Here is a 12,629-nt window from a genome sequence, read left to right as displayed (position 1 = left end):
CCGCTGAAACGCTATGCTGCGGAATCTGTTCGGGAATGCCCATGTCGCCTGTTTCCACCTCGGCCAGCCCTGCCCGCCACTGGCTCTGGCCCGTTTTACTGTTGTTGGGAAGCATCACCCTCACCATCGCCTGGCTGCTGGTTGCCCTGAGCACCGGCACCCAGGCCGGCTGGATGGCGATACTGGCCGCGCTGGAGGCGGCGTGGATGCTGCGCCTCGGCACCTTCCGGGCCGGCCCGGCGCGCGTTGCGGTGACCCTCCTGGCCACCGTGCTGATCGCGGTGGCGGCCAACTGGCTCATCGCCGCCGCCTATGTCGGCGGACCGATGGGCTTGACCCCATGGGAATCCGCCCTGCGCATGGGCCCGCATTTCGCCTGGACCCTGCTGTCATTGGCCAACGGCCTGGGGGAACTGATCTGGCTGTGCATCGCCCTGCTGGTGGGCTGGCGCCTGGGGCGTTGAATCTCGCTTGATCGCAGCGTCAGTGTGAGAATTCATCGCGGCATGAAACAAAATGTCAGTTTTTGCACATTTCCCCAGCCATGGTCTGCACATTAGGACCAGTTAAAAATTCGTAATTTCATGACTCCCTCGCACCACTCCGCGGAGAGTCATACGTGAGTATCCAGCCACTCAGCCACGCCGTTCGTCTCGCCCTGTTACCCATTTCGACCGCCGCGCTCGCCCTGGGCGCCGCCGGCAGCGCGCTCGCCCAGGACGCTGCCCCCAAGGAAGAAGCCACCAATCTGGACCGCATCCAGGTCACCGGCTCACGCATCAAGCGCGCCGACCTGGAAACCTCCAGCCCGGTTTTCACCATTGACCGGCAGAACATTGAGAGCTCAGGCGCTGCCACTGTCGGCGAGTTCCTGCAGCGCACTCCGGCCATCGCCGGTGCCGCCACCAACCCGCAGGTCAACAATGGCGGCGGCGCGGGTGCGGCCACGGTCGACCTGCGCGGCCTGGGCGTGAACCGCTCGCTGGTGCTGGTCGACGGCAAGCGCTGGATCGGCACCATCTCCAACGCCAATGGTGCGGTGGACGTGAACTCCATCCCGATGGCACTGATCGAGCGCGTTGAAGTCCTGAAGGATGGCGCCTCCGCCATCTACGGTTCCGATGCCATCGGCGGCGTAGTCAACTTCATCCTGCGCAAGGATTTCGAAGGTCTGGAAGCCAGCGCGTTCTATGGCACTTCCTCGCGCGGCGACGCTGACACTCAGCGCTTCGACGCCACCTTCGGCCTGCACGGAGAGAAAGGTCGCCTGATGCTGGGCGCCAGCTACGACAAGGAAGACCAGGTCAGTGCCGCTGACCGCAGTTACTCCAGCCAGCCCTACCAGCTGTATGCAGGCGAAAAGGGCATCGGCGGCACCAGCCGCATCCTGACCGGTCGTTACGTGGTGCCACGTGCGTCGGCAACCGGCGTGGATCTGACCGATCCCAATTGCGGCAGCGGCGCAAACGTCACCCTCACCCGTATAGACGGCCGCCCGGGCTCTTCGACATCGGATTTCCGCTGCTTCAATCCGAACACGGACGTCTATAACTTCCAGGCCGACGGCAACCTCAACCTGACCCCGCAGGAACGCACCTCGTTGTTCATGAGTGGCAACTACCAGCTCACCGACAACATCGAAGGCTTCCTGCTCGGCTCCTGGCTGCGCACCGAGTCCTCGTTCTTCATCGCACCGCTGCCCTTCGATGGCCGTGCAGCAGTGGACAACGTGCCGATCAGCAAAGACAGCATCTACAACCCCTTTGGCGTGGACATCACCGATGCGCGCCTGCGTCTGCGCGACTTCATCCCCACCCGCACCACCCGCTTCGAAACCGAGACCTACCAGATCACCGCAGGCCTGCGCGGCGCATTCGGTGACAGCAGCTGGTCGTGGGACGCCTCCTACGGTTACGGCCGCACGCCACAGACATCCGCCGTGCGCGGCTATCTGTACAGCCCTGGTCTGACCGATGCACTGGGCCCATCGATGATCGACCCGGTCAGTGGCAACCCCATCTGCGTACGTACGCCGGGCAATGCAGCGACCGCCATCGCCGGCTGCCTCCCGGTCAACTTCATGGGCCCGGCACCTGACCCGAGCACCGCGGTGGGCCAGGCACAGCTGGCCGCGCTTGAGCTGATCAACCCGACCATCCACAGCAGCAACGAGAACGATCTGAAGGTCTTCAACGCCAACGTCACCGGCGATCTGTTCCAGCTGCCGGCCGGTGCCGTATCACTGGCGGTGGGCGTGGAACGCCGTGAAGAATCAGCCAGCTCCAGCAGCGACTTCCTGACCATCATCCCGCCAGGGGACACGGTCTGCAAAATCACCCAGGAAGCCTGTACCTTTGGCGACATCTCGGGCAAGTTCGACGTCAATGAAATCTATGCCGAGGCGCTGATCCCGGTGCTGTCCGACATGCCATTCGCCGAGAAGCTGAACTTCTCGTTGGGTACACGTTATTCGGACTACTCCAACTTCGGCGGCACCACCAACTCCAAGATCGGCATGGAGTGGAAACCGTTCGCTGACCTGCTGGTTCGCGCCACCTATGCGGATGTCTTCCGCGCACCCACCATCGGTGACCTCTACTCGCCCACAGTGCCCAGCGCCAGCACCTACACCGATCCCTGCAACGGTTACACCGGTGGCAATCCCACCGCCTGCGCAGGCGTCCCAACCGACGGTTCCTTCCGCCAGAGCAACAACCAGGTGACCTCATTCCAGGTTGCCAACTCCGCGCTGGTGCCGGAAGAAGGCGACGTGTTCACCTACGGCTTCGTCTACAGCCCGAGCTGGCTGGAGGGCTTCAGTGTCACCGCCGACTACTGGCGCGTGAATCTGGACAAGTTCATCACCAACCTGCCCGAGAACGTACTGCTGAACCAGTGTTTCAACTTTGGTCGCTTCTGTGACACCTTCGTCCGCGACAGCGCGGGTGACGTTGCGCAGATGACCAACATCACCGGCAACTTCGGTACGTTGAAAACTGCAGGTATGGACCTCGGTTTCCGCTACGTCTTCCCGGAAGGCGCATGGGGCAAGTTCAGCTGGAACCTGGACACCACCTATCTGGCCCAGTACGACGTGCAGCTGCTGGCCGGTGACCCGAGCAGCAACGTCGGTGCCTTCCCGGGCATTCCGGAGAGCACCGGCCTTGCAGGCACTTTCGTCGACAACGCCTCGTCGGGCTTCGGCAACATGGCCCGCTGGCGCGCACTCAACGACCTGACCTGGTCGCGTGGCAACCTCAGCGCCAGCCTGACCACCCGCTACGTGCACCACGTGTACGAAGCACCTGACGTAGCCGATGTCACCGAGCCGGGCTATGTCGCCAAGCGTCGGGTTCCGTCCTTCACCCAGACCGACCTGCAGATCGGCTACCGCTTCGAAGACCTGAAGAACAGTTCCATCCAGATCGGCGTGCGCAACCTTACTGACCGCCAGCCGCCGTTGATCTATTCTGGCTTCAACGCCTCGACGGATATGCGGACCTACGATGCAATCGGCCGTTTCTACTGGATGCGCTGGACTGCCCGCTTCTGAGCCAGCAACAGCAACAACACCATCCGCCGCGGCCGATGCCGCGGCGGATGTACAGGGTGCGGACCTGCGTCATTACATCCGCACCTACGACCACAGTTTGCCCGCCGAAATGTGCGGCAAACTGATCGCGTCCTTCAACTCGCTGTCCCGTTTCCAGCAACGCAACGGCCGCGGCGTACGCCCGGGCCTGGACGACAGCGCCTGGACCGAACTGGACGTGAGCCGCCTTTCCGATGCGGGATTCCTCACCTACTTCCGTCAGCTGATCAGCAATGCACTGCAGCGATACAACGCCGATGTCGGCCTGCCAATCGCGGTGCCCGACAGTCCGCTGCTCAGCCCCTTGATCCTCAAACGCTACCGCGCCGGCAGCGAGGAAAAGTTCCAGACCCACTTCGATTCGATCAATGAGGTCTGCGACCGCTACCTGGTCTTCCTGTGGTACCTCAATGACGTGGAAGCCGGTGGTGAAACCTGGTTTCCCGGCCTGCATACCGGCGTGGCACCGCGCACTGGAAGACTGCTCATGTTCCCCCCGTACTGGATGTACGCCCATCAGGGCAAGCCATCCCCCGCGCAGGACAAGTACATCCTCTCCACCTACCTCAGGTTTCCCCAGCGTCAGTCGAGCGTATAACCGTAACGCACTACCCACGGCGCAAGAATGGCCAGGGTTTCATCGCTGAAATGGGCGCGATAGCTGCGCCACCGGCCTACCGCCGAGGCGTTGAGCGGCTGTACCACCTGCGAGTAGCTGGGCGTGTTGATGCGACGCGCTCGTGCGCTTGCGTGGTTGGCAAAGGAGAGCTGCTGTTCCTGTGCAGGCAGTGCCAGGAACGCCATCAAGGCCGAGAGCACCGCAGGAAGATCGTCCACCAGGTCCTCATAGCGCAGCACGTGCACGCGCGCCGGCACCCGATCGCGTTGCTCGTGCCACCAGTGCATGATCGCCGCGTAAGTGCGTGCAGTGGACTCCAGCGAGGTGAACGCCAAGGCGCCGCCATTGATTCCAAACGCCTGCATATAGCAACTCAGCACACAGTCGCAGGGATGGCGCAGCAGCAACAGCCAGTCCGCCTGCGGGAACAAACGCGCCACATAGGGCAAGCGCGTCATGGTCAGCGGGTACTTGTCCACCAGCCGACCTTGCAGCGACAGGTGTCGCCTGACCTCGTTCCAGTAGCGTTGCCTGGCCGCAGCAAGCGCCGCCGGCGACAGCGCATCCAGAGCGGCCCCCAGGTCATCGTCGCGCCACGTGGGCGTGCTGCGCAGTTGTTCGATCACCACCTCCAGCGCCGGCCGCTCATCCAGCACGTCCAGATCCGGATGCACATCCAGTATCCGTTCCAGCAACGTCGTTCCCGAGCGCGGAAACCCCACCAGGAACACCGGATCACTGGGCCGGGCAGGAGCATCCGGCAAGGCCTGCGCCCACGCCTTGGGCGCAGCCTGCAACAAGCGCTGTTGCAACCAGTCCAGTACCGGCGGCATGCGGCCTGCAGGCAAGCGCTGTTCGAATGCTGTCACCGCCGCTGCATGCGCCGATGCCAAGGCCTGCATCGCGTGGTCGACCTGCCCGAGCTGGTCATGGTTGCGCGCCAGCTCGAACTGCAGCTGCGCCTGCATCGCTGGCGCGACCTCCTGCAGCAGCGCCTGCTCGGCATGCTGGATGGCTACCTGTGGCTGCTGCTGCCGACGCATCACGCGCGCCATGGCCAATTCATACATTCCCGAGCTGCCGTGCTCAGCGCGCGGATCAATCCCGCGCAATACCTCCGCCGCCTCGTCCAGCCGGTTCAGGCGCTCCAGCAACAGGGCGAATTGAATCCGCGGCTCGATGGCATCCGGGGCTTCGGTGATCAGTTGCCGGTACAGCTGCTGCGCGGCAGTGTCACTGCCGGCCTGCGCCAACAACCAGGCCAAGGCACGGCGCTCGCCGTGGTCCAGCGACGCCTCCTCCACGCCGGCGAGACAGGCTGCAAGTTCCTCGAACCGTTCCATCTCTGCCAGGCTCTGTGCATACGCCAAGCGCACGTCAATCGCCCCCGGCTCCCTTGCCAGGGCAGTCGCCAGGCATCCATTGGCGTCGGCAAAGCGTGCCTGTCCCAGCAGCGCCAACCCATAGCCGAGCAGCCACGCCACATCCTCCGCACCCAGCGCACGGGCGCGTTCAAACGCCGTGCCTGCGGCAGCCGCATCGGCATCTTCAAGACAGACGTTGCCCAGGTTCATCCACACGCTCAGCGAATCCGGCTGCAACTCGGCGGCGCGGGAAAGCCAGTCGCGTGCGTCCTGCACCCGTCCCTGTGCGGCCAAGGCCAGCGCCAGCACCTCCATCCCCGCTGCGGAACCAGGCGTTGCGGCGAGCAGACGGCGCATCGCCGTTTCCGCCGCATCGTGGCGGCCCTGCTGCAGATCCTCCAGCGCGCGTTCCAGCTCAAGCTGCATCAAAGCCCCCGATGGTTACAACTGAACCTTTCCGCATAGCGGCGAAATCTTAATTTTCGACAATCCAAGCGCAAACGCGCGCATGTCTTTCGCCGCGTGCCAGCACGCAGCATAGGTTCTGTTCGGGGACTTGGTAAGTCACTCTTCTCTCTGCACAGGTCAGACCCTACTCAGCCCAACATCAATGGGCACGACGGTCAGCCCCGAACCTACCCGGCAGCTGCCGGGTTTTTTTTCGCCACGGCAGGAACGGCCCGCGGCATTCTGAAATTTTCATTCCCGTTGCCAGATCCCAATGGCCATGCGATGTTCTGCTCGCCAACGCGGGTACAGCGGCACAAGCGAAATTCTCGAACCCCTTTCATTCCGAACAACAGGGTTGTGAAGACGAGGTGAGAATCCAACACCACTCCCTGCACGCGTCCCAGGCCCTGGATCTGTCCAGCCAGCCGGCTGGAAGCGTGCACGCCACGACCGGCTACGGCAGGGGCGCCCGCCTGCTGATTCCCGCCGGCTGGGTAAGCGTCACCCTGGTGTTGACCGGATTGTTGGAGATAGGCAGTGGTGATGCCCCTTGGCAACTTGCTGCCCATCACCTGCAGTTGTGGCTGGAAGGCGAACTGCGCCTGTCCAACCGCAGTCATGCCTGGTGGCTGTGCATCACCGCACCCGCTGCGCTGTGGGAACGATTGCCGCGCCCGCCAACGTCGAGCAACCATCTCATTCCACGCGAAATAAGCTGCGACAAGGAAGTGGCACGCGCGGTATTGCACCTGGCGCGAAAGCGCTGCTTCAGCAACAGCCGCGATACGTCCGCTGTCCAGGATGGCATGCTCGTGCTGCGCGACATGCTGCTGGAGCGCCAGCAATCACTGCATGGCCAACTCAACCGCTGCAGCGGTCGCACCGCACTGCGGCGACACCAGACCATGTTGCGCTTGTTACGCGTGCAACACCTGATCCGCTGCAATGTGGATGCACGCCTGGACCTCAATCGGCTGGCGGCGATCGCCAATTATTCTCCCCCGCATCTGATCCGCATCTATCGCGAAGTCTTTGACGAAACCCCGTTTGAATATGCAACCCGCCTGCGCCTGCAGCGGGCCTGGGACCTGGTCTGCACCACCGAGCTCTCCATCTGCGAAATTGCGGACGCGCTGGGCTTCGAGACCGAAAGCGCCTTCTGCCGCGCTTTCAAGCAAACCTACGCCTGCACCGCCAGCCAGGCGCGTCGAAGCGGCGGCGCCAATCGCACCTGCATCGACATGAGTGTTGCCACGCCTGAACACGGCAATCAGGCCGAGCTCGCGACCTCGTAAACAATCTGGGGGACGTTGCTGGCAACTCCCCGCTGCGGGTCACCCCGTGCGGCCAAGCCAGACCGTGTCGCCGCCCCCTTGCTGCCGTGCCCGCGGTGCCTGCGCACTGACACCTGCCGTGCCGTGCAGCGCCCAGTACCTCACCCGACCCGATCACGATGCCGCGCCAAGGCGCGCTGTCGCCACAAGGTTCACCCTCGGTCCAAACAGATAGGGCATGGATCAAGGGTGGGCTGCGGCGGAATGCGCCATGCCGGAGGGAACGCCGCGTTCCCGGAAACCACCGATCCGCCAATCGTCTTCGTCCCGTACCCGCCAAAATGCCGTGGATGTCTGCCGCGCCCCCGCATCCGCCCGCATGTACCGGAGTCCGCAATGGCACGGCACAGCAGCGCACTTTTTCTCTGTACAGGTGAGGTGATCAGCATTGCGTTGCGTCTGAAGTGAGTAGGGCTTCACAAAAGCCCAGCCGACGACCGGAGACATCGCGGTTACACCACGCGTTGTCAGAGCAGACACCTCGCCGTCGTCGTCCGTTCACACAGACATGGGGGTAGCCGCAGTGGGAATCCGACATCATTCACTTCAGGGCGCGCGCTCGATCGAGCCCCCCCTGCTACGGCCTGACTGTATCCATGCCATCAGCGCATATGGCAAAGGCTGCCGCCTGTCGATTCCAGCCGGCTGGATAAGCGCTACGCTGGTACTCAGCGGCCGCCTGGAGCTGAGCAACGGCGACCTGCCCTGGCAACTGCCCGCACGCCAGTTGCAGCTGTGGATGGATGGCAACCTGCGCCATGGCAGCCGCGAGCAGAGCTGGTGGCTATGCGTCACCGCACCGGCTGCGCTCTGGCAGAAGCCGCCCAAATCCACCGCCGCCATCGTCAACTGCCTCATCCCCCGTGAGCTGCGCTGTGACCCCGATCTGGCGCGCGCCATGCTGCGCCTGTACCGCTCCGGCAACCTGGAGCTGAACCCGGATTCGACCGACGCCGCCTACCGGTTGGGCTTGCTGCGCGATGCCCTTATCGAACGTCAGCAGCCCTTGCAGATCCAACTTGAGCGCTGCAGCGGTCGCACACTGATGCGCCGTCATCAGACGCTGCTGCGCCTGTTGCGGGTGCAGCACCTGATCCGCTGCACCATCGAAACCCGTCTTGACCTGGTCAGCCTGGCAGCGGCCGCCAACTACTCGCCTACCCACTTGATCCGCATCTACCGCGAGGTCTTTGGCGAGACCCCGAGCGAGCATGCCGCGCGCCTGCGCAACAAGCGCGCGCTGGAGTTGGTGTGCAACACCGATCTGTCAGTGTGCGAAATCGCCGAATCCCTGGGTTTCGAAAGTGAAAGCGCATTCTGCCGCGCGTTCAAGCATGCCTTCGGCTGCACTACCACCGCCGCAAGGCGCGGCCAGCCAGTGCAGGACCGCGCCCTGGCCGCACCGATGCTGCTGCCGGCGGGCAACACCACGGCTGAATCCACAGTGCGCGGATGGGCGGTGGCCTCCTGACCACCACCGCAGACCTCAGTGCCCGCCGTCCAGCGCCTTCAGTTCACTGACAAGTGCACTCGCCGCCTCGGCACCATCGCCGTACAACATGCGGGTGTTGTCGGCATAGAACAGCGCATTCTCGATACCGGCAAAGCCGGTTCCCTTGCCGCGCTTGATGACGATGGTATTCCTTGAATTGACCACATCCAGGATCGGCATGCCATAGATCGGGCTGCTTGGATCGGTTCTGGCCACCGGGTTGACCACGTCGTTCGCACCGATCACCAACGACACATCGGTGGTCGCGAACTCCGGATTGATATCGTCCATGTCGGCGATCAAGTCGTACGGCACGCCCGCCTCGGCCAGCAGCACGTTCATATGCCCGGGCATGCGCCCGGCCACCGGATGGATCGCGAACTTCACCTTGACCCCGCGTTCGATCAGGCGCTGCGCCAGTTCCCATATCTTGTGCTGGGCCTGCGCTACCGCCATGCCGTAACCGGGCACGATCACCACACGTTCGGCGAAAGCCATCATCGCGGCCACGTCGGAGGCTTCGATCGGCTTCTGCGTACCGCTGATCTCCGCCCCCTGCCCGCCGCCGCCGAAGTTGGAGAACAGCACGCCGCTGATCGGCCGGTTCATCGCCTTGGCCATCAAGCGGGTCAGCAGGATACCGGCCGCACCGACCATCATGCCGGCGATGATCAAGGCCTCGTTGCCGAGCACGTAACCTTCAAACGCCACTGCCAGGCCGGTGAAGGCGTTGTACAGCGAGATGACCACCGGCATGTCGGCGCCGCCGATCGGCAATGTCATCAGCACACCCAATGCCAACGCCACCACGAAGAAACCGATGATGGCCAAAGGCTGCAGGCTCACCGCCGCCCATACCCCCAGCACCACCATCGCCAACGCGACCAGCAGGTTGAAGGCTTGTTGCCCGGGGAAGGTGACACGCTTGTCCAGGCGTCCATCCAACTTGGCCCAGGCAATGACCGAACCGGACAACGACACCGCGCCGATCGCCGAACCGATTACCGCCAACGCCAGCACCGTATTGGACGGCAACCGTGCCGCCAGGTCGGCGATGGCCTGCGCGCTCCAATGATTGGTATCGCGGTTGGCAAGATCGGAAAAACGCAGCAGTTCCACCGCGCCGATGGCCGCGGCCGAGCCACCGCCCATGCCGTTGTACAAGGCGACCATCTGCGGCATGTCGGTGATGGCCACTTTCTTGGCCGACACCCAGGCCAGGCCCGTGCCCAGCACCAGGGCCACGGCGATCAATGCGATGTTGTGCAGACCCGGCAGGAAGAATGTGGCAGCGGTGGCGATCAACATGCCGGCACCGGCCCATTGGATGCCGCTGCGCGCGGTCCTGGGCGAGGCCATGCGCTGCAGGCCCAGCAGGAACAGCGTGGCAGCGACCAGATAACTCGTATTGACCAGGATCGATATGCTCATGCACCGGCCTCCAGAGCCGTGTCTACAGGGCGAGGAGACTGCTTGTCGAGGCGATGGTGCTCGCGCATTTCAATGGCGGTTTTCAGCAACCCGATCATGCCCAAGCCGAACGCCACCATGCCCAGTGCCAGCTGCGACAATGCGGTGGTGGGGGTCAGGGCCGCGCCCAACAATCCGAGCAGGATCGGCAGCAGGGCCTGCGCACTGATCAGCCACAGCATCAGGCCTCCCTTGCGCGGGTCCTCCCAGACTTTCTTCGACATCCTGTTCTGGGTCTTGGCCGGATCCTGCAACGAGGACATGCCTACGCCCACGCCTGCATACAACAGTGCACTGTTATAGGCATCAAGCGCGCCCGCCATGCCATTGAACAGTGGCCGCGCCGCATAGGCGAACGCCACCAGCAAGGCCGGATACTGCAGGTAGCTGAGCCACTGGAAAACCTGCCGTGCATTGACCGCGGGGCGGCCGGCGATACCGATGGGGAGGCTCACTTGTCCTTCCCTTCCGGCTTCTTCGAGCTCTTGAACATGTCCAGCATGCGCTCGGTCACCACATAGCCGCCGGCCGCGTTGCCCGCCCCGAGGGCCACGGCGATGAAGCCGATCACCTTCTCAAGCGTTGTGTCCGCATGGCCGAGTACCACCATTGCACCGATCAGCACGATGCCATGGATGAAATTGGAACCGGACATCAAGGGGGTGTGCAGGATCACCGGCACCCGCGAGATGATCACGTGGCCGGCAATCGCTGCCAGCATGAAGATGTACAACGCTACGAACCCGTCGCTCATTGTTTGCTCTCTCCGAGGCTGGAAGCGCCTGTCCGGCATCATAACCATGTGGCCGAAGCCGGCGCGACCGTTGCGTTGTCAACCGATTCGCCCCTCGCGCGTTATACCTCCCAGACACACCCACGACCGGAACGTTACCCTGTGCTGGTGACCAGCCCCCCCCTGATGCCGCCTGCGGCTGTACCTGCCTCGCTGGACGCGTTCCTGGCGGGCATCGGCCCGCGCGCATTCCGTTTCGCCGAGGCAGGCCTGCGCCAGCGCGACGATGCGCTGGACGCGGTCCAGGACGCCATGGAGCGCATGCTGGGCTACCGCGAGCGGCCCGCGGAGGAATGGACGGCATTGTTCTGGAGCATCCTGCGGCGGCGCATCATCGACCTGCAGCGCCGCCGCAGCTTCCGCCTGAAGTTCTGGGCGCCCCAGGAAGACCACGACCAGGACAGCACCATCGACTGGGCCGACGAAGGCCCCGGCCCTGCACAGACACATGAACAGCAGCGCGCGTACACGCAGTTGGTACACGCCATGCGGCAGCTGCCAGCCCGCCAGCGCGAAGCCTTCAGCCTGCGCGTGCTGCAGGAACTGGACGTGGCCACCACCGCCAAGGCGATGGGTTGCTCGGAAGGCTCGGTAAAAACCCACCTGTCGCGCGCGCGCGACGCATTGCAGAAACAACTGGAGGCCTCGCGGTGAACCGCCTGCCCACACATCCCGACGCATTCGACCATCAGGCCCGGCAGCTGCAGCAGCAGGCCGATGCCGCATTGTCCCCGGCCACCCTGGCGCGGCTGCGGCAGGCCCGCCAGCACGCCAGCATGACGAAAACGCCGTCGGTATGGCGCCGCCATCGCTGGTGGCTGGCGACCGCCTGCTCGGCGCTGCTGGCGGTGCCGGTAGCGATGCAGTTCAACCACAGCGCGCAGCCACCGGTTGCCCCTGTGGTCGCTGGCCAGAACACCGACACTGGCGATGACACCTTGCTGTTCGACGAAAGCCCTGAGCTGTACTTGTGGCTTGGTTCCGACAATCTGGCGATGGAATGATGATGAAGACCTTGCTGCCTTACCTGCTGTTGCTGGCCTGCGCCAGCGCTCCGGCCGCCGCCCAGCAACAGCTGCCCGAATGGGACCAGCTCACCCCAGCCCAGCGCGAGACGCTGATCGCACCGGTGCGTGATCGCTGGAACAGCTCCTCCCCCGAACGCCGCCAGCGCAGCTACGAGCATGCCCGCAGCTGGCAGCAGATGACCCCACAGCAGCGCGAGCAGGCCCGTCGCGGCATGCACCGTTTCGAGAACATGTCCCCGGACCAGCGCCGCGACGCGCAGGCACTGTTCGACAAGATGCGCGGCATGGACAAGGAGCAGCGCCAGCAACTGCGTGAACAGTGGAACAGGATGAGCGTGGAACAGCGCCGGCAATGGGTACAGGCCAATCCACCGGCACCGCGCCCACCGCGCTGACCTGATCTGGTAGTGCCGAGCCATGCTCGGCAGGGGCTTTCCAGCGAAACGCCGCCCTCACCCCAACCCCTCTCCCGCAAGCAGGAGAGGGG

At 64.0% G+C, this 12,629-nt stretch carries 12 protein-coding genes; 8 read left to right on the top strand and 4 right to left on the bottom strand.

What is annotated here, in order from left to right:
* Positions 1 to 41: 41 nt before the first annotated feature.
* The 3 genes from RT131_RS18055 to RT131_RS18045 all read left to right on the top strand — a co-directional run bounded on the left by RT131_RS18055 (position 42) and on the right by RT131_RS18045 (position 4,190).
* Positions 42 to 464 carry a hypothetical protein gene (locus RT131_RS18055; protein ID WP_313174199.1) on the top strand — a complete coding sequence of 141 codons (423 nt, stop codon included), beginning with the start codon at positions 42 to 44 and terminating at the stop codon, positions 462 to 464.
* A gap of 155 nt (positions 465 to 619) precedes the next feature.
* Positions 620 to 3,553: a TonB-dependent receptor gene (locus tag RT131_RS18050; protein WP_313174196.1), complete on the top strand. Its 2,934-nt coding sequence runs from the start codon at positions 620 to 622 to the stop codon at positions 3,551 to 3,553.
* A 109-nt stretch (positions 3,554 to 3,662) separates the two neighbouring features.
* On the top strand, positions 3,663 to 4,190 hold the full coding sequence (locus RT131_RS18045; protein WP_313174194.1) for a 2OG-Fe(II) oxygenase: 528 nt from the start codon (positions 3,663 to 3,665) through the stop codon (positions 4,188 to 4,190).
* Here the strand turns inward: RT131_RS18045 and RT131_RS18040 are convergent.
* Complete coding sequence (locus RT131_RS18040) at positions 4,175 to 6,001, bottom strand: sulfotransferase (protein ID WP_313174193.1); 1,827 nt, start codon at positions 5,999 to 6,001, stop codon at positions 4,175 to 4,177. The genes RT131_RS18045 and RT131_RS18040 overlap by 16 nt on opposite strands.
* 461 nt (positions 6,002 to 6,462) lie before the next feature.
* On the opposite strand from RT131_RS18040, the gene RT131_RS18035 reads away from it, so the two are divergent.
* Together RT131_RS18035 and RT131_RS18030 are read left to right on the top strand one after the other, a co-directional pair.
* The gene (locus RT131_RS18035; protein WP_313174191.1) at positions 6,463 to 7,320 is read left to right on the top strand and encodes an AraC family transcriptional regulator; all 858 of its coding nucleotides are present in this window, start codon (positions 6,463 to 6,465) and stop codon (positions 7,318 to 7,320) included.
* A gap of 562 nt (positions 7,321 to 7,882) precedes the next feature.
* On the top strand, positions 7,883 to 8,830 hold the full coding sequence (locus RT131_RS18030; RefSeq protein WP_313174189.1) for a helix-turn-helix domain-containing protein: 948 nt from the start codon (positions 7,883 to 7,885) through the stop codon (positions 8,828 to 8,830).
* A 15-nt stretch (positions 8,831 to 8,845) separates the two neighbouring features.
* On the opposite strand, the gene RT131_RS18025 is transcribed toward RT131_RS18030, so the two are convergent.
* The 3 genes from RT131_RS18025 to RT131_RS18015 are packed head-to-tail and all read right to left on the bottom strand — an operon-like array spanning position 8,846 to position 11,075.
* Positions 8,846 to 10,282 (bottom strand): NAD(P)(+) transhydrogenase (Re/Si-specific) subunit beta, encoded by a 1,437-nt coding sequence (locus RT131_RS18025; protein WP_313174187.1) that lies wholly within the window; start codon positions 10,280 to 10,282, stop codon positions 8,846 to 8,848.
* Entirely contained in the window at positions 10,279 to 10,776 is a 498-nt protein-coding gene (locus RT131_RS18020) for a hypothetical protein (RefSeq protein ID WP_313174185.1), read from the bottom strand. The genes RT131_RS18025 and RT131_RS18020 overlap by 4 nt, the downstream gene beginning before the upstream one ends.
* On the bottom strand, positions 10,773 to 11,075 hold the full coding sequence (locus RT131_RS18015) for an NAD(P) transhydrogenase subunit alpha (RefSeq protein WP_282267096.1): 303 nt from the start codon (positions 11,073 to 11,075) through the stop codon (positions 10,773 to 10,775). The genes RT131_RS18020 and RT131_RS18015 overlap by 4 nt, the downstream gene beginning before the upstream one ends.
* Positions 11,076 to 11,240: 165 nt before the next feature.
* On the opposite strand from RT131_RS18015, the gene RT131_RS18010 reads away from it, so the two are divergent.
* Genes RT131_RS18010 through RT131_RS18000 form a run of 3 tightly spaced genes read left to right on the top strand, consistent with a single transcriptional unit; the run spans position 11,241 to position 12,537 of the window.
* A complete protein-coding gene (locus RT131_RS18010) occupies positions 11,241 to 11,768 on the top strand; it encodes an RNA polymerase sigma factor (RefSeq protein WP_313174235.1) in 528 nt (175 codons plus the stop codon).
* A complete protein-coding gene (locus RT131_RS18005; RefSeq protein ID WP_313174183.1) occupies positions 11,765 to 12,118 on the top strand; it encodes a hypothetical protein in 354 nt (117 codons plus the stop codon). The genes RT131_RS18010 and RT131_RS18005 overlap by 4 nt, the downstream gene beginning before the upstream one ends.
* 2 nt (positions 12,119 to 12,120) lie before the next feature.
* The gene (locus RT131_RS18000) at positions 12,121 to 12,537 is read left to right on the top strand and encodes a DUF3106 domain-containing protein (RefSeq protein WP_313174182.1); all 417 of its coding nucleotides are present in this window, start codon (positions 12,121 to 12,123) and stop codon (positions 12,535 to 12,537) included.
* Positions 12,538 to 12,629 lie beyond the last annotated feature (92 nt).

It is taken from the genome of Stenotrophomonas sp. (assembly GCF_032066555.1).
GTDB lineage: Bacteria > Pseudomonadota > Gammaproteobacteria > Xanthomonadales > Xanthomonadaceae > Stenotrophomonas.
The sequence above is the reverse complement of the archived record's forward strand: the minus strand, read 5'-3'. Positions and strand labels throughout refer to the sequence as shown.